The following is a 23,564-nucleotide window of genomic DNA, read 5'->3' as shown; positions in this document are numbered from 1 at the left end:
GCTAAAGGCCAACCGCTAATAGCTAAAAGCTATTTTAATAACTTCAATCGTTTTGCAAAAATGTTGGTTAAACCAGTGGTAAAGCTCACTACCGTTACTGAACTTAATGGCATAAGTATAGCAGCCACCAACGGGCTCATAGTGCCCTGCACCGCAAAGTACAATCCCACCAAGTTATACAGCACCGATATTCCAAAGCTGCTGTGAATAACCGTTACGCAACGCTTCGTGAATTTTAAAAACACAGGAAAGCGCTCCAATTCAACTGCATCCAGTACGGCATCGCAAGCAGGGGTAAAATTGCTCACCTCATCCGTAAGCGCCACGCCTACATCGCTTTGCTTCAATGCTCCGGCATCGTTCAAGCCGTCGCCTATCATCATTACCTGTGCATTACCGGTTTGCAGGCTTTGCACAAAATCAAGCTTTTGCTGGGGCTTACAATTAAAGTGAAGGTTACGGCTATTAAACCATTGGGTAAGAGCTTCCCGTTCACCATCATTATCTCCTGAAAGCACGTGCAACTCATAATCGTTGTCCAACTCTTTTGTAAGTGGCTCTACACCTTGCCTGTACTTATTGGTAAAGGTGTAATAGCCCTTGGGTACATTGTTTATCTGCACATACACTTTGGTGGTGGTTGCCTCAAAAGAGCCTGCGTTTTCTTTTGTGGGAGCAATTCCCATAAACGAAGCACTTCCAATCAAAACAGTATTACCTTCAACCACACCGTACATTCCTTTACCTGCCACCTCTTCACAACTTTCGGGTTGTGGAGGGTTGGTTAGCATAAGATTTTCGTATATCCCCCTACTCAATGGGTGCGCACTACTTTTGGTGATGGCTGCAATCCACTGTTTTTCATCCTCACCTAAAACCCCTGTGAAGGTTATTTGCTGACCGTTGTTTTGGGTTAATGTGCCTGTTTTGTCAAACACAATGTGGTTGGTATGGGCTATTTTTTCAACTACTGCCGAGTTTTTTAAGTAAAACCGGTTCTTGCCCAAAATGCGTAATGCATTGCCCATTGTAAACGGGGTAGAAAGAGCCAGTGCACAAGGGCAGGCTATAATAAGTATGGCGGTAAATGCACCCCATGCTTTGCCCCCATCGCCCATTACTAACCAAAACAATGCTGTACCAATGGCAAGGGTAATCAATACGATTGTAAAATACCTGCTTACGGTATCAGAAAAGCTAACCAAGCGACTGGTATCGACTTTCTTAAACGCATCGTTGTTCCATAATTGGGTAAGGTAACTTTGCGATACTTCCTTCACCACTTCAACTTCAATGGCGGCACCCATTTGCCTGCCGCCTGCAAACACCACCTCGCCCAGTACCTTATCAATGGGTTGGGTCTCTCCCGTTACAAAGCTGTAATCAATGCTGGCAGTGCCTCGCATCAAAATACCATCGGCAGGAATTAACTCACCGTGGCGTATCAGCAAGCGTTGGCCTTTTTGTATTTGCCCTGCGGGGATTGATTTTTCTTTACCCGATACGATGGTAGTAACGGCCAATGGAAAGTAGGATTTGTAATCTCGCTCAAACGATAAAAAATCATACGTGCGGCTTTGAAACCACTTGCCTACCAACAAAAAGAAGATAAGTCCGGCCAAGGTATCAAAATAACCCGGACCCACCTCTGCAATCACTTCGTACAAGCTGCGAACCAATAATACAACGATACCCAATGCAAGAGGAACGTCAATATTTATGTAGCGGCTGCGAATGCCTTTTATGGCCGATGTGATGTACATCCACCCGCTGTAAAAGAACACGGGTAATGCCAATACAATATTGAGGGCATTGAAAAGCAGCGGGAAGTTTTGCCGCGAATAGCTATCAAACCCAAAATATTCGGGGAAGCTCAACAGCATAATATTGCCAAAACAAAAGCCTGCTACTGCAATTTTTTTGATAAGTGAACGCTGAGTGCTTTTATCGTTTTTCTTCACCACATCGTTCAAACTCAACAAAGGCTCATAGCCCAATTGAGATAGCAGCACTACTAGTTGCTTTAACGAAATTTCAGCAGGCTTATAAACGATGGATAATTGTTTACGTACAAAATCAATACGTGACGAAGTGATACCCGCATTGAGGCGGTATAGTTTCTCAAGCAACCAAATACACGAGCTGCAATGCACCGCAGGGATATAAAAAGTTACCCTTGCGGTTTTACCATCATTAAAATCGTGTAGCTGTTCTTGTATTTCAGGCAGTTCTAAAAACGCAAACTTGCTTTCGCTTATCGCTGTTTTTATAGCATTACCCGGCGTTTGCTCAATGTTGTAATAATTGCACAGGTTGTTTTGTTGCAAAATACTGTACACGGTTTTGCAACCATCACAACAAAACGATTTTTCATCGTAGTGCAAAGCTCCGTTCTTTACTTCGTCGCCGCAGTGGTAACAAAGTACTGCCTGCTTAGTGGCATTTAGTACTGAAGACATGTGAAAATTTGTTTAGGGTTGTTAGATTGAATTTGCCGTGGACTATAACCACTCGGCTACAGAACGGTAAAAGCCGTCTCTCATTTCTTTGTATAGTTCTCCGTAACGAACTATCTCATTGGCCAGCTCATCGTTATTATCAAACAACACCCTATCTATGGCCACCGGGTTTTCTTTGGCATAATTAACCAGTTTTTCCTGATGCACGGTTATTTTATGGCGCAATTCATCATTTACTTCCTCTTGCCTGATAAACTGATTCTGAAACTGCTCAATACGAGCTGCCACCTCCGTTTTTGTGTTACGGGCCGCCAACTCTTCCAAACGGTTTTTCAACAGTTCCAACTCTTGCCTGTAAAATACCAATTCATTAAAGTGTACCTTATTTTCAAAATGTAAATCAGAAATATGTTTGCGATTGCTTTTTGCTTGGGTTGTCATACGAGTATTGTTTACTATGGTTTACAGCAAGCAAAATTACCTGCACGCAGAAGCAATGATTATGACATCCGTCATGTTTTAAAATGACTTTGATACCGAAAAAGAAAAACGAAACGCTGTAGATTTTATATTTTACTACGGATAGCCTCTACAGGGTCGAGCCTTGATGCCCGCCATGCAGGAATGAACCCTGAGATGATGCCGATGATTACCGACATACTAGTACCTAATATGAAGTTCCCCATAGACAAAAACAGGTTAAAATTTAATACGGCACCCGCTATTTTGGTAAGCACCAATACCAAGCCTACCCCTATCAATCCACCCAGCAAACACAATACTACTGCCTCGGTTAAAAACTGAACAAGGATAAACGAATTGCGCGCGCCCAATGATTTTTGAATGCCTATTTGGCCGGTTCGCTCTTTTACAGATACGAACATAATATTAGCAATACCAAAACCGCCCACCAACACCGAGAATATACCGATAATGAAACCACCAACGTTTACTGCCCAAAACAAGCCCTCTAACTGGCTTGAAATCATGGTGATTTTATTCAGTGCAAAGTTGTCTGCTTCGGTTGGTTTTAGCCTGCGTACTGAACGCATTTTACCTTTCAATTCATTTTCAAGTGCATCCATAGGCACGCCTTCAGCTGCACGCACCATAATCATCGGATCGCTGCGGTTATCGCTCAAACTCATCACTTGTGCCAACCAATTTACCGGAACAATCACTGTACCATCCAGCCCGATATCTAAAACACTTTGACCTTGTTTTTTTACCACCCCTACTACACGCATTTTGCGTCCCATGTAATTCACTTCTTTATCTACCGGGTCAGAATTACCAAAAAGGTTTTCGTACACATCGTACCCTATAATTACACAAGGGCTGCCGCTTTTTGATTCGAACTCAGAAAAGTAACGGCCGTATTCTAACTCAAAGTTATTTACCACTGCATAATCGTGCGATACGGCGATACCATCCACATCCTGCAAACTGTTTGAGAAGTATTTAATGGTTTTGCCAGATATGGATTGCATAAAAGCCATCGCCATCACAGTATTGTTATCCGTGAATGCTTTTTGTAAGGTTGACAATTCACGTATCTGAGGCTTGGGGCGGTTCATGTATTTCCACCACTTGTATTCGCCGCCGTCGTCAGAACCCCAAGGCCACTTTTGCACGTAAATAACATCCGTACCTAATGAGTTTATACTGTCTTTTATATTACGTTCTAATGAGTTGGTGATAGACAACACCATGATAATGGCAAAAATGCCTATGGTGATACCCAAAATAGAAAGGAAAGTGCGCAGCTTGTTGAGCAACAATGCCTGAAAGGCAAAAATGGTACTTTCGCCTAATAATCTTATAAATAGCCGCAAACGTTTCATGCCATACAAAGGAAAACAATTTGTTTTTCAAATAGGGTTAGGGTATCGACAAAGGACGGCTAATTGTCGAGATAGGGATTTTATTATATCATCGTTCTGTAAAATTGTTATTAAAATTCTAAAACACTATATTTGCGCGCTTTAATTTCGGGCTAAGTATAGTCTATCGACTACAAAACGCCTGAATAGCAGCACACTAAACCCCAAGAGTTAGATGAAGTTATCTCAGTTTAAGTACAACCTACCCGAATCACTAATTGCTAAACACCCTGCTCCTAATCGCGATGAATCGCGCCTAATGGTTCTTGACCGCAAAACAAAAACTATTGAGCACAAATTGTTTAAAGACATTCTTAACATCTTTGATGAAAACGATGTATTCATTTTAAACAATACCCGCGTGTTTCCTGCACGTTTATACGGTAATAAGGAAAAAACAGGTGCAAAAATTGAAGTGTTTATGCTACGTGAGCTAAACAACGAATTGCGCTTATGGGACGTATTGGTTGACCCTGCCCGTAAAATAAGGGTGGGTAATAAACTATACTTCGGTAACGATGATTTAGTAGCCGAAGTAGTGGATAACACTACCTCACGCGGTCGTACCATCCGCTTTTTGTTTGACGGTACCGACGAAGAGTTTAGAAACCTTGTAGAAAAACTGGGCGAAACCCCAATACCAAGATACTTGGGTCGTGACGTTGAAAAAGACGACAAAGACCGCTACCAAACCATTTTTGCTACCGAAGAAGGTGCAGTAGCTCCTCCGGCAGCAGGTTTGCACTTCTCTCGCGAGTTGATGATGCGTCTTGAAATCAAAGGAGTAAAGTTTGCCGATGTTACCCTGCACATTGGTTTGGGTACATTTAGAGAGGTTGAGGTTGAAGACCTTACCAAACATAAAATGGACTCTGAAAATTACACTATCGGTCAAAAAACGGCAGATATTGTAAACCAAGCCATTGATAACAAAAGCCGTATCGTTGCGGTGGGTTCGTCAGTAATGCGTGCCGTGCAATCATCGGTATCATCTATGAACCGTTTGAACCCTTCAAGCGGCTGGACGGATAAGTTTGTATTTCCTCCCTACGATTTCAAAATTTCAAACGCGTTTATCACCAACTTCCACCCTTCAGAATCAACCTTGCTAATGCAAACCGCTGCATTTGCTGACTATGATTTCTTAATGGAAGCCTACAAAGAAGCAATCAAAGAAAAATACCGCTTCCTTTGCTACGGTGATGCTATGTTGATATTGTAACAAATTAAGCTCTTATACCACAAGCCCGTTGCAATACCTGCAACGGGCTTGTTTGTTTTTATACTGTTATGATTAGAGAATTTACCCCTGCCGATACAGATGCCCTATTGGGATTATTACGCTTAAACACTCCACTGTTTTTTGCGCCTGAAGAGGAGGCAGATTACATTGACTATTTACAGCAGCACATCCACAGCTATTATGTACTTGAAGAAAACGACACCATAGTAGCCGCCGGAGGCATTAATTTTATGGAAGACGGAATTACTGCGCGGATATCGTGGGACATGGTTAGCCCTGATGTACATGGAAAAGGCTTTGGCAGCAAATTAACTCAATACAGGATTGAGCAAATTAAAACCCACCCGAATATAAAAACCATTGAAGTGCGGACTACACAATTGGTGTACCCATTCTATGAAAAACAAGGTTTTACGCTAATGGAAACCGTTAAAGATTATTGGGCAAAAGGTTTTGACCTGTACCGAATGGAAATGAAAATACAGTAAAGAAAAACGGCTTATTAGAACCTGTGAATCACCTCAAGGTTGTAGCCTTTTAGTTTTTCTTTGGCCTGCTCAAAGTTTTGAGTGAAGCCTAATATAAAACCGCCGCCGCCGCTGCCGCACAATTTCAGATAGTAGGCATTGCTTTCAATCCCCTCTTTCCAAAGTTTATGGAATACAGGAGGTATCATGGGCTGGAAATGAGATAACAACAACTGTGAAAGGTGTTTAAGACTGCCGAACAACGGTTTGTAATCACCTTTTAAGAAGGCTTGTATGCACTCGTCGTTATACTTTTTAAACTTGGTGCGCACCATATTACGGAACCCCTTCTCTTTACACTGCTCTAAAAACCAGCTCACAAGGGGTTGGGTTTCGCCTATCTCGCCCGTATCTAGCAAAAATATAGCTCCTTGGCCTTGGGCCTCGTTTCCGGGCAAGCCAACGGTATCCAAATCAGTTTTAGATTTGATTAGGATGGGAATGTTCAAATAACAAATCAGTGGGTCTAAGCCGGAGCTTTTCCCGTGAAAAAACGACTCCATCTGGCTGAAAATACTTTTCAGCATCAACAAGTCTTTGCGGTCGCTATTGTCTTTAGCAACTACCTTAGTAGTAGCATAGCGTTCATAAATAGCAGCAACTAATGCGCCCGAACTGCCTACGCCATATCCTTGGGGTATGCTCGAATCAAAAAACAACCCTTTATCAATATCGGCAGCAAAGGCCATTAAATCCAAATCAGCTATTAAGCTGCCGGTTGTTTGTAAATCACTAAGGTATTTATGGAAGGTTTTTAAATCGCTGTTAGACTTTGCAGCTAACTCAGGATTACTTTCAGGGTCAAAAGACATCTTACCCCTGTAATAGTTATAAGGTATCGAAAGACCCATCGAGTCTTCGATAATTCCGTACTCGCCAAACAATAATATTTTGGCGTAAAAAAGCGATTCTTTAATCATTAGGCAATATGCTCAGGGCCATTTCCTACGCAGTCGCAAATATACTTTTTATTTTCACAATACACCGCCAGCTCTTCTTCTATAAATTTCATAACCACACCCTTAGCGTTTTCGGGATATAAAACGTGTACGTTTGCACCTGCGTCTAATGTAAAATAAACGGGAACCCCATTTTGTTTGCGGAATTCTGAAATTTTTGTGATGGCCGCCAAAGTATTCGGCTTCATCAGTATAAACGGAGGCTCCGAGCACATCATCAAAGCGTGCAGCATCAGGGCTTCTTTTTCAACAATAGTCCCGAACTCTTGCAAATCACCTGCCCTCAACACCGATATAAGTTTAGAAAGGTTGTTCCTTGCTTCCTCAAATCGTTGACGGGCAAACGGGTGTCTATCCATCAATGCGTGTCCGTCAGTGCTGGATACACTTTTGCTGCCTTCGTGAATGATTAATATCGTGTCTTGAAAATTCTGGAATACCGGATGCACCTCAAACGGATAAGGCACTGCATAATCATCGCTGCTGCCCAATACCTCGCTATGCCTTCCCCATACTACCAAACCTCCGTACACTGAACGGCTGGCGCTGCCTGAACCGATACGCGACAGGCGGCTGGCACTACGCAAAAACTCTTTTTCCTCCATCTTGGTGCCCAACAACTCTTTAAGAGATAGCAAGCATAATGAAAGTGCACTCATACCTGATGCAGAAGAGGCGATACCGCTGCTGTGAGGGAATGAGTTATGCGTTTTTAAAGTGAATGAATATTGGCTGATGAATGGCAGCTCGGCGTGTATTTTACCAAAAAATGCTACCAGCTTTTTTGCAAATTTATCGTTGTGTTCACCGTCAAGCAGCACACGGATATCAAAACCTTCGGTTTCTTTTTTTGTGTACTCAAGGGTGCTTTGGGTAAAACTCTCGTTCAGCGAAAAACTGATAGAAGGGTTATTGGGCAACTGATTGCCGTGTTTGCCCCAATATTTAACCAATGCAATGTTTGACGGGCTTTTCCAAGTGAAACTGCCTCCGTTTGCATTGTTATTATTTTCTTTCTGTATCTGTTGCATGGCTTTAGCCCTTTATCATATCGGTATGTGCTACAATAGTAGCAAAACCTTTGGTTTCAAAATAATTCTTTATCTCATTAAAAGGTAAATGCGAAACCGCCATTACAAAATCACCGCCCCACGCTCCCAATGATTTAACACTCCCTTCAAAGTCGGCAAAATACAAATCCTTTACTTTATCCAATTCCAAAGCTTGTGCCACAATAGCTTCGTGTTCGTCCATCAAGGCCATAAACTCCCCAACTTCATTGCATTTTAGTGCGCTTTGGGTGATGGATGATATTTTATCCACCTCTTTATCCCATAGACTGCTTTTTTGCTTAAAATGCTGTATCCCTTGCCTGCTATCTTGCTTCTTTTCAAGATATATATACGAGATATTATCAGCAAAGGATGGGTTAAAGGTTACTTTTTGCCAAACAGGTTTGTTATCGGCTAACCGATACAATACAGGCAGCTCGCTGATTGCACAAGCTATATCATACCCGCTGCCCTTAAACGAGTTAAAAAACAACTCAAAAGCATCCACTTTTGCCCATTGCGCAATGCCTGCTATAAGGCTGCTGCTGCTGCCCAGTCCCCAATGCCTCGGAAACTGAAGGTGTGTTTGAGCCTCGTAATAATCGGCTTCGTTCAAAAAATCGGGGTTCTGTTCTTTTGCAACCATCAAAATGGTTTGCAGGGTGCGCGCCACAGCCGCATCGGTGGTGTGCTTTATATCCAGCCTTTCATCAAAAAACGCCTCAAACCACAAATTATTTTCATGGTCGTAGCTTTTCCAGTTAAGGCCCTTTACAAAAAACGCTTGAGAAGAAACGGTTAACCCCTGTCCAAAACGGGTGGGGATGGATAAAGATTGAGCACCTTGTAATACAAAGTATTCGCCAAACAACAACAGTTTGCCGTTGCTATGGTAGTGCTGCATGAATTATTTTTTTAGTTGTGCTAAGGTTTCTACACCGCGCAATTCGCAAAACTTTTGTACTACACCTTGGTACGATACGGTATCGTGTTCAAAGTGTTTTACAATCAGTTTTTTCTCCTCATCGGTAGCTTCTAATTGGTTTAAGATATTTAGCAAGTGCATTTTCATGTGCCCTTTTTGAATACCCGTGGTAACCAATGAACGCAAGGCCGAGAAGTTTTGAGCCAACCCTACGGTAGCTGTTATGCCCATTAATTCCTGCGCATTGGGATGTCCTAATAGTTCAAGTGAGAACTTAACCATGGGGTGCAATTGGGTCAATCCGCCCACAACACCAAGGGCAAGCGGGGCATCAATCCAAAAACGGAAAATACCGTCTTTCACTTCCACATCGGTTAAGCTGCGGTATTGGCCTGAGCGTGCGGCATAGGTATGCCCGCAGGCTTCTACTGCCCGCCAATCGTTTCCGGTAGCCAACACTACAGAATCAATACCATTAAAAATACCTTTATTGTGCGTAGTCGCTCGGTATGGCTCAATACGAGCCACATGAACGGCCATCTCAAATTTCTTTACAAATTCCTGCCAGGTGTAGTCTTTTTTCTCGTCTTCCAACATCTCTACAGGGCAACTAACTTCTGAACGCACAATACACTCAGGAGTGTAGTTTGAAAGGATGCACATGATTACCGTAAAGTTCTTTTCGGCTTCGGTAAAACGGTCATCTGCATTTACAGCATCACGCAAGGTGCGCGAAAACTGCTCTAAACATGAATTGATGAAGTTTGCCCCCATGCTGTCGCAGGTTTCAAACGTTGCAAGCAGTTGGTAATAGTTAGGCTCTTCGAAGGTTTTGTTTACCAACTGTATATCTAAAATACCGCCACCACGCTGGCGCATATTGTGCGTAAGAGGTGCGGTTTCATCAAAAAAGCGTTGTTTAATCTCGTTAAAAAAGTTCAGCAGCTTTTCCCAATCGCCATAGTACGCAAAGTGTACATGGCCGATTTTAGTGGTGCTGATAATGGTGGTTTTAAACCCTCCGCGTGTCATCCAAAAATTTGCCGACTTAGCTGCGGCAGCTACCACACTGCTTTCTTCAATGGCCATCGGCACGGCATATAGTTTACCGTTTATCAAAAAGTTAGGAGCCACGCTAAACGGCAAGTAAAAATTGCTTAGGGTGTTCTCGGCAAACTCGTCGTGCAGTTTTTGCACTTTCTCATCACGGTGCCAATACCCTGTAAGCAATTCGTATGCTTTTTCGGGGTCAGCCGTGTGGCTGCTCAACCACTCAAGTTTAGCTTCTTTTGATAATTTCGAAAATCCGCTGATGGGTTCCATTTCAATTTGTTGATTTAATGATTTATAGATTTTTTGAATTGAGAAAAATCAATCCACTAATCTGTCAATCTGTATTTCACTTCACCTTTAAATATGCATTTGCAAGCGCAAGGCCTTGCAACTGCTTCTCTATAAAATAATCCAGCTCTTCGTACGAAGAGGCGGCGTGTTTCAAAAACGATGAGGCTTGGCCGTAAATTGCCGGGCAAGTAATCTTATTAAGCAGGTAATGCCCGTCTAAAAATCCTTTTACCCCGCCCGATATTATCACTTGCTTGCACAAGGCTTTGCTTCCTAACTCTTGCTGTACAGTATTTGTAAACCCTACCATTTCTTCGGCACTATGACCAATGTAGGCAAGTTGCTCGTACTGCTCTAAGCTCTCTCCGTTGCCGCGAATCATCTCCAGCTTGGCAAAATTAGTGCCACCCAGTGCTGCAAACTCTACCGCTTCTATTGGTAATGAAAATAAGGCTTTCAAACTCTCCGGTCCCATCCCCTGCCCTACTTCTTTTACTATCAGCTTAATATCAAAAGCATCCAGCACCCGCTTAATGGTTTCAAGCGGTGAGTATTTAATACGGTCGCCTTCTGGCTGCAACCATTCTTGCATAGGGTTTATATGTATAATCAACCCGTCGGCATCCAGCTTGCTTACCAATTCGGCAATTTTACGCTGACTGCCTGCGTCAAATAATTCTTCCACTTGGGCAATCCCCAAATTGGCATAAAAAGGCAGGTTATCCCCTATAATATGCCTCAGTGCAAAATCACCGAGGTATTGGTTACTGTCTAAAATAATACGGCAACTGCCCAACCCCATGCCCATGCCGTATTTATTACAAGCCTGTGCCAGATTATGGTTGATGGTTCCCGCCAACCCGGTACCGCCAGTCATGCTCGAAACCCAAATAGGCGCACCCAGTTCCCTGCCTCCAAAACTTGTTTTTAACGAGATGTTTTCAGGATGTGCGGCCAATAACGGCTCATAATAAAACCGTTGGTCGGATTGTATTTGCGATACCTGTGATTGAAAGGCCAAATCAATGTGGGCCTTCTTGCGTGCCGATGTAAGTTCTTGTTCCAAAAACTATTTAAGTTATAGTGGTAATAACCGTTTTAGCATGAAAAGGTTTGCATTACCAAACGCTGCGGCAAAGGTAGTGTAATGATTATTATTTTTTGTTCATTGGGTATAGGATATAAACCCGAGCGTATATTTTTAGTTACCAAGCCAACCAAAAGTAGTATGAGGCCGCTCTACCAAAGGTGCTTGAGACTGATAAATACTTTATTAAAATAACAATGCTATCCCTATGGGTTATTACATTATCGCAACATCAATTTATAATTGATATAAATTAACTGCACGTAACCGCCTGCAAATACTGATATTTCAAGTTTATTTATGAGCAGGCATTTACTTTTTTGTTAACTGTTGAATAAAACCATGTAAGTAAAAAATTGAAAAACTAATATTGTACTAAAATGAACCTAATAGCTCAAACTCCTAAACCTATGGAACAGAAAACCAATTTTAACCCTGTGCGCACTATGGCCATTAAAATGATGGCATTATTAGTAGCGTTCACTTTTACTTTTACTAAAGTAAATGCACAAAATGATGCTGATATGCTTGATAAAGCCATCGGCTCAGTAGTTACTGTTGCCGTTTACAAAACCGATGAAGCAAAAAAAGCGCTTGGTTACAGAACTAACAAAACCAATGCTCAAAAAGCTTACGAAAAACTACTTGATTTGGGTAGCTCTCAAATCTCAGGCTCAGGCTTTGTGGTTGAAAAGAACGGCAAGAAGTATGTAATTACCAATGCACACGTGGTAGAGAATGCTTCGGAAGAAGAAAATGCTTTGTATGTGTTCAGTATTGACCGCACCAAGTATGAAGTGAAAATTGTAGGCGGCGATACCTATTTTGATTTCGCTGTACTAGAATTCATCACCCCTCCCGGAAAAGAAATTTCGGCCATTAAGTTTGCAGCAAAATCTCCCCGCATCGGTGATAAAGTATTTGCTATCGGTAACCCTTTGGGCGAATATCCTTATACCGTAACCGACGGTATCGTTAGTGCTAAAAACCGTGTACGTAACGGTATGACCGGTAAATTCGGTTTCTTGCAAAGCACTGCAACTGTTATTTGGGGTAATAGCGGTGGTCCTTTGGTAAACATCAAAGGAGAGGTAGTTGGTATTAACTCACAAATTGCTTTTGCTCCCCGTGGTGGCGATCCCCTATGGCAGCCACAAATCAACTTTGCTCTTGAGCATGAGATTTGCGAGCGTTTGTTAAACGATGTTATCACTAACAATGGTTTGGTACGCCGCGCTTATGTAGGTGTTGAAGTTACCCAATCGTTTGAATATGCTGAATGGATGAGCTGGTTTGGCGGTAGCCCTTGGATATTGTCTGATACTCTTCCTTTGGTTAAAAACGTAATCCCGGGTTCACCTGCTGCTTCAGTTCTTGCCAACAAAGTAGGTGCTCAAATCTACTCTGTAAACGGAGTAACTGTTCGTAGCAACAACGAAGTATTTGGTGAATTTGAAAAAGTTCGTCCGGGCGAAACTGTTAAAATGGTAATCATTACAGCAGCTGGTCAAGAAACGGTTGAAATCAAAACCACTGAAATCACTACCCGTAACCTTGAGCAATTGGCTACCTATGTATTAGAAGCCAGCGGCCAATACAAACTAATGAAAAACGACGACGGTAGCGTAGCAGTGCGCAGCACTTCTCAAAGCGAGCCAGTTGCTTCATTAGGCACCCGCAGCACAAAAGGTAATGTTGCTAAAGGCGGCATTAAACAAATCAGCGATTTTGAAGACGGTACTACCTACCAAATTCTTAGCGCGGGTGTTGCTTATACCAACTACACTTCAAAATACCGTGTGAAAAAATTAAGCGACTTGGGTGCTGCCCTTCGCTTAACAGGTGAATCTGGAAACATCCACTTGTTTGTGATGGACCAAGACAATCCTGAATCATGGGAACCAATGTCGATTATGTTTGACTTGAGCGGTAGCCAAGAAATCAGCCAAAACACTCTTTGGTATTAATATCTGACTAAACGGTTTCCGTACCTACAATATTGAACCCTGCCCCAAAAGGCAGGGTTTTTTATTGGTTGGTATAATAAATACCTATGGTTAGTATAAACTGTAAGTCGACCCTACCCTATTTATCGTTTGTGAGATTACAAACAATAAAAATTATGAAACTAAAATTTACACTTTATGCAGTTATTCTACTTTTAAGCACGGCCTCGCTATTTGGACAAAGCTTCTACGGTATAAAAACCGGCTTAGGCACTTATGTCCCACTCACCAACGGTACTCCTATTACATTAGATGATGCCCAAGGCGGCGGACGATACTTTAGTTACAATTTGGCATTTAAAACCTTTGACCACGAAGCCAACTTTAAAGCGGGGGGTAACAGTTTGGGAGCTTATGTAGCTTTTGACGGATATTTGGCGGCATATACCAGCCCTTCGCAAAGCCATACCGTTATTTACCATGTTCTTTTATTGGAAGGTTCTAATGCTGGATTTCGATTAAAAAACAACTCAGCAATGTTATATAAATATGAGGGAACGCAAGGCAACGGTATTCTGAAAGTGGAATGGAATAATATGGGAATTGAAAACCATCACGACTCTGAGTACATTAACCTGCAATTATGGCTAAACGAAAGTGATAAGAGTATTACTTATTCATACGGCCCAAGAAGTATCAGCGGTACTTTGGGCAACCATGTAGGGTTGTTTTCTACCCTCAATGCACAGTTTGGCGTTTTTGATAACGCTATGTACTTTTTTGGTGTGCCCCAACGATTTACAATAGTAAATCCAACAGGATTTAATGATATTCCCTCTTTATCAGAGTTGCCTGAAAACGGCAGGTATTTTACGTTTACTACCAATACAACAGGTATACAAGATGTTAATACAAGTAGCTTGAAAGGAGTTTATCCAAATCCGGCACAAACAACCGTTACATTGCCCTACGCAGGTATTTATACCATTACAGATATTACCGGAAAACTGATAAGCACAGGGGAAACACTAACAGAAAATGCTACTGTTGACGTTGAAAGCCTAAACACCGGTATTTACTATATCCACTACACGAAAGACGGACTAACTATTAACGAGAAATTCATAATAGGCAACCGATAAAACACATACCAATAGTTGAAGTGTATCGCCTTCTGATAATCGTGCAAACGGTTTCAGAAGGTTTTTTATTTCCAGTTAAGGGTTTCAAGCATCCGCTCAATGTCTTTCATAATAAACTCTTGCACGGGTGCAATAGAATCAACATTGGTGCGGTGGTTAAAATAAAACGCCCCATCAAGATAGTGGCGCTTGTTATCGGTAGCATAAAAACGGAAGGAAGTGGCCGTTTCACCCTCTAAACTAAAAGTGGTGATATACATACTGCGGGCAGTATCATCCACCAGCATGGGAGTAATGTCTTGCGCTTTTATGGTATGCTCGTAGGCATATTTACGGCTTTGTTCTTCCAACTCAGCCAGCTTTTCGTTATTACCGTTAAAATCTTTATAGGTAAGATGCAGCACCGCATTAAATTGCGGGTAGCGAACATTTAACCAGCAAGGCTCTGTATTTGAACTTGAATCAGCAAAAACACCAGCATACGTTGGGTATTCAAAGGTAAACGGGCAGTTGCTGTTGTATTGGACATACTGCTTCTCGGGTAAATCAATACGGAAATATCCTTTGCGTTTTGGGGTATAATCTTGTTTGCAGGCAGCAAAAACTGCCACTAAACACAAAGCAATAATGGTTTTATAACGCATGGTACAAGTTTAACGGAATTTGGGATATAGTAGTATGGCTTTACTTAATCGATGGGAAGAATGGGCATGGTTTGTCGGGTATCAACTACTTTAACCTTCACACGTTTTATTTTACGTTTATCTGCCGATTCTATCAAAAACCTGAAGTTTTCGTACTCTAATTTAGCCCCAATATTGGGTATTTTTCCAGCTATCTCTAGCAACAAACCGGCTAATGTATCGGCATCACCTTTCACATCGTCAAACGTATCAGTATCAATATCCATCAAGCGGCACATATCGTTTAGCTGCACCTTTCCTTCAAAAACAAAGGTACTGTCGTCCAGCTTGCTGTAGTTGGTTTCCTCAACATCAAACTCATCGTTTATCTCACCAAATATTTCCTCCATCACATCCTCCATCGTTACCACGCCTGATGTACCGCCGTACTCATCCACCACCACAGCCATGTGCATCCGTTTTTCCTTAAAATCTTTCAGCAAATCATCGATTTTCTTGGTTTCAGGTACAAAAAAGGGCTTGCGCAATAAAGGTTGCCAGTTGTATTCATCCCCTTCGTTCAGGTGTGGCAAAAGATCTTTGATACTTAATATACCTATTACTTTATCAAAGTTGTCTTCATAAATAGGAACACGCGAATACCCCCACTCGTTCACCTTTTTCATCAACTCGGTAAACGTTAAGGTATTTTCAAAAGCCACCACATCCATGCGGGGCTTCATTATCTGCTTCACGGATGTATTACCAAAGTTTACAATACTTTTCAGTATCCCCTTTTCTTCCACACTGCTCTTATCGTCAGTGGTGATATCAATGGCATGGTTGAGTTCTTCTACTGAAAGCATATGCCCCTTTTTGGTAATGCGCTTATCTATTATGGTAGATGAATGCTCTAACCAGCGTACAAAGTATTTTAACGGAAAGCTATGGCTAAGGAAAAACAACGGCCCCGCCATTATTTTGGCTATTTTAAGACTGTTTGACAGTGCATAGATTTTGGGCATAATTTCACCAAAAATCAACAGCAGGAAGGTTACTAATACTACCTGCACAAAGAAGCCAAGCAAATGGTATTGCGAAAAATCGAACGCCAACTCAAAAATGATGGATGAGATTAGTACAATACCTACGTTCACAAAATTGTTAGCAATAAGTATGGTAGCCAGCAGTTTTTTATGGTGGTCCATAAAAAACACGATGGTATCAAAGGGCTTGCTCTTCATTTCCCTAAACTCATCAATGGTTTGGGGTGATAATGAAAAGAAAGCATTTTCTGATGCAGAAAACAGTGCAGAGCAACACAGCAAAAAAGCAATAGCTACAAGGGCTATTATGATGCTTGCCAATGCTGCGCCGTCAACATCAGGGCGCAACACCTGCATTATGATAATTGATAAGAACTGTGTTCGTTCGGAAGGAATATCCACGTAGGTATGATTTTAATTAAAACGGCAAATCGTCGTCGGGCATAGGTTCCGGTGCAGCAGGAACATTATCATATTGCTGCGTTGGAGCACCGCTGTTATTGCTGTAATTACCTGTATTCCCGCCTTTGTTGTAAGAAGAGCCTGATCCTTCTTCGCCGCCACCGCCGGTACCACCGCCTAAGAAAGTCATAGCGTTTGCACGTATATATTTGCTTTGACGTTCTTGGTTAGAGTCTTTATCTACCCACTTATTAGTACGTATTTTACCTTCTATATAAAGCATCTTGCCTTTTTTCACATATTTCTCGGCAAGGCGGGCCAAATCGTCCCACAACTCTACATTATGCCATTCGGTTTGTTCAACCAACTGACCGTTTCTATCCCTGTATGATTCGTTTGTAGCTATAGTTATACGGGCAACGGCTTTGTTACCATCCAAATACTTCACTTCGGGGTCTTTGCCCACATTCCCTACTAAAATTACTTTGTTTACTGACATTTTATTCTACTCTTATCAAGTTTACTTACTTGTTTCTTTTTCAATGTATTCGGAGATAAAACGCTCCGTCAATTTAGATACTCCGTATTGATGCAAAGTACCTAAACCAACCTCAAAGATAAGTGAATTATTTATCAAAAAAAGAGGCTCAACCCCAATGTGCCAAAACACAGCATCGATATCACGATGCGAGAGTTTATGCACTGTGTGGTAACTTTTACGGATAAATTTAACCGCCTGACCGTTGATAATTTTTTCAAAATCAGAATGTTCTAACAGTACATTTTTATCCGCCAAAGCAGCTTGGGTTTCAATCAAAGGAAACTCAAACAAGTTTAGCCAAATATCTTTATTGGTTCGCTTTTGCAGATAGGTACTCCCCTCCTTATCAATGAACAAGTAGTTGAAGTACCGTGTCTTAACCGCCGTCTTTTTTGCCTTAACGGGTAGCTGGGAGACGGTTTTGTCTTTAAAGGCTTTACAAGTAGTTGCAAAAATGCAGTTGCCGCAATCTGGGTTTTGAGGCTTGCAATACAGTGCCCCAAACTCCATCACCGCTTGATTGTAAATAGCAGGGTAATTGGTATCAATCAGTTGGTTAGCCAATTCAAAAAACAACTTTTGACCCTTAGCGCCATCAATAGGCTCATCAATACCAAAATAACGAGCAAGCACGCGATACACGTTCCCGTCAACAACAGCAACAGGTTCATTAAAAGCAATGGAAGCAATGGCCGCTGCCGTGTATTTGCCCACTCCTTTCAGTTTTAAAATCTCAGCATAGCTTGGGGGAAACTTTCCTCCGTATTCAGAAGCCACTGTTTTGGCGGCAGCGTGCATGTTTCGGGCACGACTGTAGTAACCCAACCCTTGCCAAAGTTTCAATATTTCGTCTTCGGGGGCGTTTGCAAACGCTACAATGTCGGGATATTTATCCACAAACTTTTGGTAATAGGGTAAGCCTTGCGCCACCCTTGTTTGCTGCAAGATGATTTCTGACAGCCAAATGCGATATGCGTCATTAGAGCCTCTCCAAGGCAATTGACGCTGGTTTTGAGCATACCAGCTCATTATTTCATCACTAAACCCCATTTTTTATTTTCCCACAAAACAATATTAATGATTTAGCGTTTTAAAGTGGAAATTTAACAATGTTATAAGTAGTTAGTTATCAAAAGCGTTAAATTTGCACCCGCTTAAGGGCGTTTTGAAACAAGTAAGACAGATTAAATCGTAAAGTGTATGACGAAAGCAGAAGTAATCAACGAAATCGTAAACAAGACCGGAATCGGCAAAGCCGAGGTACAACAAACCGTTGAAACTTTCTTCAAAGTGATGAAAACATCGATGGTAGAAGGTAAAAATGTTTATTTCAGAGGTTTTGGAAGTTTTGTTTTAAAGAAAAGGGCTAAAAAAGTTGCCCGTAACATCTCAAAGAACACTGCCATCGTAATTGATGAGCATTATGTTCCCAAGTTTAAACCAGCTAAAACTTTTGTAGATAAAGTAAAGAAAAGCGAAGCAGTAAAAACCATGCTTCCTGAAAACGCTTAATTTAGCTTAGGCTAAAGTTTTGTTGTAACCTGCAACTATTGTTACTTTGCAGTCCTTTTTAACTTAAACAAAAAGAGATTGAAAGAAAAACACATTGTTGCAGGTTTACTTTTTATATGCTGTGCTGCTATTGTAGCATTTCTTGCATATAAGGGATTTAACACTTCTGAGAAAACTCTCACTCCGCACCAAGCAAGTACTAAATTTAATGCAGACTTTGCGGATATAATTTCCCAAGCCACTAAAAAACTAACAGATATTGAACGTGCTTTTGTAAATGAACAAGGGCAACGTGCAAAAAATACCGATACGGTAGTTGCGTTTGACGCGTGCCGTACTTTGGTAAAGTTTTGGGATTCGGTTGAACGTTTTGATGTAGCCGGTTACTATTATACCCAAATGTATGAGCGTAGCCCATCAGAGTTTAACCTTATGAATGCCTCGCAGCGGTATTACGAGCACGCAACGGTGGTTGCGGATAGTTCTGCCTCAGCGTTTTTCTTAAAACGTGCTGCCGATGGTTTCAAAAAGGCACTTAAACAAAACCCCAGTAACCTTGATGCAAAGGTAGGTGTGGCCATGTGTACGGTTACCGACCGAAATATGGTGATGCAAGCAATACCTATGTTAAAAGAAGTGTTGGCTGCTGATAGCAACCACATTAGAGCCAATTTTGTATTAGGGGTTTTGCAAATTGAGTCAGGACAATTGCCCAAAGCGTTGCATAGTTTTGAGAAATTAGTATCTTTGCAGCCCTCAAATGGCGAGTTTTATTTCTATCTAGCTGAAGTTCAGCAAAAAATAGGTAATACTCAAGCGGCCATTTTTAACTACGAGCAAGCTAAAGTTCACTCTACGAATGCTGCAAGCAAAGAAGGGATTGAACAGATAATAAAAGAATTAAAAAAGTAAGTAACTAAAAGATTTTACAATTATGCCAAGCGGTAAAAAAAGAAAACGTCATAAGATAGCCACCCACAAACGCAAAAAAAGGCTTAGAAAAAACAGGCATAAAAAGAAATAAGCTGTTTTAGCTTTTCCCTTCTATTTTCTTTATAAATAGCTGAGAAGCAATAACACTCCGGCACTTTGGCTAATGAACTAATTGTAAATGCCACTGACTCGGGATTACTAATTGCTTTGCTCAAGGATAAAAAACTGGTTGAACTACACCAAGAAAACGGTGGCGGTCAATTCTCAGTTGGTGATATCTATCTTGGGCAAATCAAAAAAATAATGCCGGGCCTTAACGCAACGTTTGTGAACGTTGGGTATGAGAAAGATGCGTTTTTGCACTACCTTGATTTGGGACCTCAAATACGGTCGCTGAACAAGTTTGTGAAATTTGCGCAACAGGGCGGCATCCGTACGGGTGATTTAACCACCTTTAAGACCGAGAAGGATATTGTAAAATCAGGAAAAATCACTGAGGTTTTTCAAAAGGGTAACCACGTGCTTGTGCAAGTGGTAAAAGAGCCTATAAGTACTAAAGGGCCGCGCATCAGTTCGGAAATTTCGCTGGCTGGCCGTTATATGGTATTGGTTCCGTTTAGTAACCAAATATCCGTATCTAAAAAGATTAAATCGTTCGAAGAACGTTCGCGCCTTAAAAACCTTGCAGCTAGCATAAAGCCGCAAGGTTTTGGCGTTATTATACGTACTGTGGCCGAAGATGCTTCGGCTGCTGAGCTTCACAAAGATTTGCTTGAACTCACAAGCCGCTGGGACGAAATCACAAAAAACCTTCACAAAGCTTCTCCACCGTTCAGGATACTGGGCGAAATGGATAAAACCTCATCGTTGTTGCGCGATTTGCTAAACGAGAGTTTTACCAATGTGGTAGTAAACAATCAGAAGGTGTATGATGAGGTTAAACGTTATGTGGGACAAATTTCTCCTGATATGGAGAAGATTGTGAAACTGCATACCGGTAAAACTCCTGTTTTTGAGCAGTACGGGGTTGATAAGCAAATTAAACTTTCGTTCGGCAAAACAGTATCGTTTCAGGGAGGTAGTTATTTAATTATCGAACACACTGAAGCTTTGCACGTAATTGATGTGAACAGCGGCAGTAAGAGCGATAATGATAACAACCAAGAGGAGAACGCACTGAAGGTGAACCTTGAGGCTGCTGCTGAGATAGCACGCCAATTACGCCTGCGTGATATGGGCGGTATTATTGTGGTGGACTTTATAGACCAAAAGACCCAAGGCAATAAACGTATTGTGTATGAGAAGTTGAAAGAGGAGATGAAGAGCGACCGCGCACGACACAATATTTTGCCGATGAGCAAATTTGGCTTGATACAGATTACCCGCCAGCGTGTACGCCCCGAAATGAATATTGAAACGCTTGAAACCTGCCCAATGTGTAAAGGCACCGGACAAGCAGGACCAAGTATTGTGATTACTGACGAGATTGAACAAAAACTAGCGTATTTGTTTAAAAACGTAAACATCAAAAACGTTACCATCTCTACGCACCCATATATTGCTTCCTACCTAAAAAGCGGTTTCCCCTCAATACGCCAAAAATGGTTTATGCAATACAAACGTTGGGTAAAAATTGAGCTAGACAATACTTACCACTTTGGTGAGTACCATTTCATCGACAGTTCTGTTGGTGAAGAGATTATCTTATAAGTGTTACTCCCCCTTTACGTGTGGGCTGTATGTTGCCGCATGTATAAGTATAATCGATGATGTAGTAATACTCGCCCAACGGCAATGGTTTACCGCTATATACTCCTCCCCAAGAAAAATTTTTGTCTTCGGTTTTAAATAATATTTCACCCCAACGGTCAAATAACAGGCAATTAAACTTCCCTATCCCGCTTTCAGTGATATAAAAGTAATCGTTAACTCCGTCGCCGTTTGGTGTAAACGCTGTGGGAATGTATAAGTAGCTTTCGGTACTATTATACAAGCCTATAAAAACACTATCAATAAACTCACAATCGCCTAATTTCACCTTCACCCAATAAACACCGCTTGAATCAACAACAATTTTACGCGTAGTTTCTCCGGTAGACCATTGATAAGTGTCCCCATCTATTGCGGCATCTAATTGCCAATTCCTAAACTCAATACACTTTAAATCGGAACCCAAAAAATTATTACTTATTGCAGATAGTGTAATGGTGCTATCCTTTGAACTGAAAACACAATTACCCATTTTAACTATTGCTGAAACTACTGACCCGCTTTGGGTAATAGTTACTGAATCAGCATTAATAGTATCACCATCAACAATTAAGGCGGTTGTGTAACTGCATTTTGTGTTTATGCTTGAGCGGTCGATGTATACCGTTGCGCTGTTGCACGACTTCATTTTAACAGTAAAAGATACTCCTATTGTAACATTCTCAACATTGCCGCATCTTGGCGCAGTATTATCACAAAAACAAGAGGACGATACCGCTGCGGGAAACTCAGTGATTATACCATCAACGGTATAGGTTACAGGTATTCCGGCTATTGGTATATCTATGATGCTTATTGGTGCTGAAACGGTATCGCATCCTTTATTCGTAAAATCCATCGATACTAGCACAGGCAATTGCATTGTTCCGCTTTGCATTGCCCCTGTTACTAAATACTTACCTGCATCGGTCTTATTGGCTGTATAAAAGGCATTACCCTGGTTGGCCGACATTTTATAGGCAGCTTCGTTAATACGGTTAAGCCCTGTGTCCAACAATAATAAATACGCAGTTTTCCCTCCCGAAGTGAAGCCTGAAACTGTTATTGTTCCGTCTTTTAAATACTCAGGATGGTAAAAACTACTTTCGCCGCTGTTGCTATATCTCTTTGCCTTTAATGGATTACCATTGTTATCAATTAATAGGGTGAAACCGTCAAAATAGGAATGCCCGTTTCCATACTGGTTATGGTCGCTGCAATAGCCAGACAAAGCAAATTTATTGGCATTAATCTGTGTCATAGCCCAAGCATTTGTGGTGCTTCTATCAGCCGTTCCCGATGTAAGGCTGTATACATTGCTCGGTAATTCCATACGGTACGACTGCACCCACTCAATAACTCCTGTAGCTGATACTTTAGCAACCATGGCAGCAAAATAGTCCCAAACATGTCCCAACTGCCCGCAAAACATAAAACCTCCCCCTTGCACTGCAATTACTGAGGTAAAGTGAGGATAATTTCTGTTGGTATTGATTGCGCTAAAGGTTGTTTGTTGACCATTTGAGTTTAAAAGTAATATGAATGCCCTGTGTAACTCCCCGCTATACTCCCAAGGGTTGTAGGTACCCCCTACAGCAATATTACCGTTATCGTCAATGGCAACACAGCGAGGCACCAATTGCTGATTGTTTCCATAGGTTTTGTACCAAAGCATATTGCCCAAAGTATCTGTCTTTAGCAGAAAAAGGCCATCCCGACCGTTTACATTTTTTGCCCGACCGCATATCACCACTGTATTTTTGTGTATTGAAATACCAAAGGGTAATTTCTCATCATTGGATGAAAAGCTGGTACTAATTTGCTTTTTATGGTGCTTATCAAAACTCATAAAAGCTACATCAAGAGCTGAACCCTGACCTTTTTGCGGGAAAGTAACAAACGTGGTTCCGCTGGGCAATGCAACACTTAGTTGGTATTTCCCTGCGTAAGGTTGACCGTTATTATCTAAAACAGTTAAGAAACCATTTTGCCCGAAACTAATAAACGGGGTTAGCATGACACACAAAGAGACTGCAATTAATTCCTTTAATTGTGACCACATATAACTCAATTATTAAAATGCAACTTGTAAACAGCTAATCTTCTAAACACCGCTACTTCATCGAAAAAACTCGTATAAATTACTCATTCCAATTTTATCAAAATACCTTTGCCGCCTCATATTTTTATT

General features: G+C 41.4%; 20 protein-coding genes. 7 read left to right on the top strand and 13 right to left on the bottom strand.

What is annotated here, in order from left to right:
- Nucleotides 1–29: 29 nt before the first annotated feature.
- The 3 genes from F9K23_01820 to F9K23_01810 all read right to left on the bottom strand — a co-directional run bounded on the left by F9K23_01820 (nucleotide 30) and on the right by F9K23_01810 (nucleotide 4,303).
- On the bottom strand, nucleotides 30–2,459 hold the full coding sequence (locus F9K23_01820; GenBank protein KAB2918902.1) for an HAD-IC family P-type ATPase: 2,430 nt from the start codon (nucleotides 2,457–2,459) through the stop codon (nucleotides 30–32).
- A gap of 42 nt (nucleotides 2,460–2,501) precedes the next feature.
- Nucleotides 2,502–2,900 (bottom strand): hypothetical protein, encoded by a 399-nt coding sequence (locus F9K23_01815; GenBank protein KAB2918901.1) that lies wholly within the window; start codon nucleotides 2,898–2,900, stop codon nucleotides 2,502–2,504.
- A 125-nt stretch (nucleotides 2,901–3,025) separates the two neighbouring features.
- A complete protein-coding gene (locus F9K23_01810; protein KAB2918900.1) occupies nucleotides 3,026–4,303 on the bottom strand; it encodes an ABC transporter permease in 1,278 nt (425 codons plus the stop codon).
- Nucleotides 4,304–4,517: 214 nt separating this feature from the next.
- On the opposite strand from F9K23_01810, the gene queA reads away from it, so the two are divergent.
- Together queA and F9K23_01800 are read left to right on the top strand one after the other, a co-directional pair.
- Nucleotides 4,518–5,564 (top strand): tRNA preQ1(34) S-adenosylmethionine ribosyltransferase-isomerase QueA, encoded by a 1,047-nt coding sequence (gene queA, locus F9K23_01805; GenBank protein ID KAB2918899.1) that lies wholly within the window; start codon nucleotides 4,518–4,520, stop codon nucleotides 5,562–5,564.
- Between the two features lie 68 nt (nucleotides 5,565–5,632).
- The gene (locus F9K23_01800; GenBank protein ID KAB2918898.1) at nucleotides 5,633–6,073 is read left to right on the top strand and encodes a GNAT family N-acetyltransferase; all 441 of its coding nucleotides are present in this window, start codon (nucleotides 5,633–5,635) and stop codon (nucleotides 6,071–6,073) included.
- A gap of 14 nt (nucleotides 6,074–6,087) precedes the next feature.
- Here F9K23_01800 and F9K23_01795 read toward each other — a convergent pair whose 3' ends face one another.
- The 5 genes from F9K23_01795 to F9K23_01775 form a co-directional block, all read right to left on the bottom strand.
- Entirely contained in the window at nucleotides 6,088–7,029 is a 942-nt protein-coding gene (locus F9K23_01795; GenBank protein KAB2918978.1) for a mevalonate kinase, read from the bottom strand.
- Nucleotides 7,030–7,031: 2 nt separating this feature from the next.
- Complete coding sequence (locus tag F9K23_01790) at nucleotides 7,032–8,102, bottom strand: diphosphomevalonate decarboxylase (GenBank protein KAB2918897.1); 1,071 nt, start codon at nucleotides 8,100–8,102, stop codon at nucleotides 7,032–7,034.
- 4 nt (nucleotides 8,103–8,106) lie between these two features.
- Nucleotides 8,107–9,027: a GHMP kinase gene (locus F9K23_01785; GenBank protein KAB2918896.1), complete on the bottom strand. Its 921-nt coding sequence runs from the start codon at nucleotides 9,025–9,027 to the stop codon at nucleotides 8,107–8,109.
- Between the two features lie 3 nt (nucleotides 9,028–9,030).
- Nucleotides 9,031–10,371, bottom strand: coding sequence for a hydroxymethylglutaryl-CoA reductase (locus tag F9K23_01780; protein KAB2918895.1), 1,341 nt, complete (start codon nucleotides 10,369–10,371; stop codon nucleotides 9,031–9,033).
- A 76-nt stretch (nucleotides 10,372–10,447) separates the two neighbouring features.
- Nucleotides 10,448–11,458 (bottom strand): type 2 isopentenyl-diphosphate Delta-isomerase, encoded by a 1,011-nt coding sequence (locus F9K23_01775; protein ID KAB2918894.1) that lies wholly within the window; start codon nucleotides 11,456–11,458, stop codon nucleotides 10,448–10,450.
- 401 nt (nucleotides 11,459–11,859) lie between these two features.
- Between F9K23_01775 and F9K23_01770 the strand changes: the two genes are divergently transcribed.
- Nucleotides 11,860–13,446: a trypsin-like serine protease gene (locus tag F9K23_01770; GenBank protein KAB2918893.1), complete on the top strand. Its 1,587-nt coding sequence runs from the start codon at nucleotides 11,860–11,862 to the stop codon at nucleotides 13,444–13,446.
- Between the two features lie 86 nt (nucleotides 13,447–13,532).
- Nucleotides 13,533–14,567, top strand: a complete 1,035-nt coding sequence (locus F9K23_01765) for a T9SS type A sorting domain-containing protein (protein KAB2918892.1) — start codon at nucleotides 13,533–13,535, stop codon at nucleotides 14,565–14,567.
- A gap of 65 nt (nucleotides 14,568–14,632) precedes the next feature.
- Here the strand turns inward: F9K23_01765 and F9K23_01760 are convergent, their stop codons facing one another.
- From F9K23_01760 to mutY, 4 genes are all read right to left on the bottom strand, one after another.
- On the bottom strand, nucleotides 14,633–15,211 hold the full coding sequence (locus F9K23_01760; GenBank protein KAB2918891.1) for a gliding motility lipoprotein GldD: 579 nt from the start codon (nucleotides 15,209–15,211) through the stop codon (nucleotides 14,633–14,635).
- A gap of 44 nt (nucleotides 15,212–15,255) precedes the next feature.
- Complete coding sequence (gene gldE / locus F9K23_01755; protein ID KAB2918977.1) at nucleotides 15,256–16,593, bottom strand: gliding motility-associated protein GldE; 1,338 nt, start codon at nucleotides 16,591–16,593, stop codon at nucleotides 15,256–15,258.
- Nucleotides 16,594–16,654: 61 nt separating this feature from the next.
- Entirely contained in the window at nucleotides 16,655–17,137 is a 483-nt protein-coding gene (ssb, locus tag F9K23_01750; GenBank protein KAB2918890.1) for a single-stranded DNA-binding protein, read from the bottom strand.
- A 21-nt stretch (nucleotides 17,138–17,158) separates the two neighbouring features.
- Nucleotides 17,159–18,229 (bottom strand): A/G-specific adenine glycosylase, encoded by a 1,071-nt coding sequence (mutY, locus tag F9K23_01745; protein ID KAB2918889.1) that lies wholly within the window; start codon nucleotides 18,227–18,229, stop codon nucleotides 17,159–17,161.
- A 150-nt stretch (nucleotides 18,230–18,379) separates the two neighbouring features.
- Between mutY and F9K23_01740 the strand changes: the two genes are divergently transcribed.
- From F9K23_01740 to F9K23_01730, 3 genes are all read left to right on the top strand, one after another.
- Nucleotides 18,380–18,691: an integration host factor subunit beta gene (locus F9K23_01740; GenBank protein KAB2918888.1), complete on the top strand. Its 312-nt coding sequence runs from the start codon at nucleotides 18,380–18,382 to the stop codon at nucleotides 18,689–18,691.
- Between the two features lie 78 nt (nucleotides 18,692–18,769).
- Nucleotides 18,770–19,603 (top strand): hypothetical protein, encoded by an 834-nt coding sequence (locus F9K23_01735; GenBank protein ID KAB2918887.1) that lies wholly within the window; start codon nucleotides 18,770–18,772, stop codon nucleotides 19,601–19,603.
- Nucleotides 19,604–19,780: 177 nt separating this feature from the next.
- Nucleotides 19,781–21,334: an Rne/Rng family ribonuclease gene (locus F9K23_01730; GenBank protein ID KAB2918886.1), complete on the top strand. Its 1,554-nt coding sequence runs from the start codon at nucleotides 19,781–19,783 to the stop codon at nucleotides 21,332–21,334.
- Here the strand turns inward: F9K23_01730 and F9K23_01725 are convergent.
- Nucleotides 21,324–23,435, bottom strand: a complete 2,112-nt coding sequence (locus F9K23_01725; protein ID KAB2918885.1) for a T9SS type B sorting domain-containing protein — start codon at nucleotides 23,433–23,435, stop codon at nucleotides 21,324–21,326. The genes F9K23_01730 and F9K23_01725 overlap by 11 nt on opposite strands.
- Nucleotides 23,436–23,564: the final 129 nt, after the last annotated feature.

It is taken from the genome of Bacteroidota bacterium, from assembly GCA_008933805.1.
Lineage (GTDB): Bacteria > Bacteroidota > Bacteroidia > UBA8524 > UBA8524 > SB11.
The sequence above is the reverse complement of the archived record's forward strand: the minus strand, read 5'-3'. Positions and strand labels throughout refer to the sequence as shown.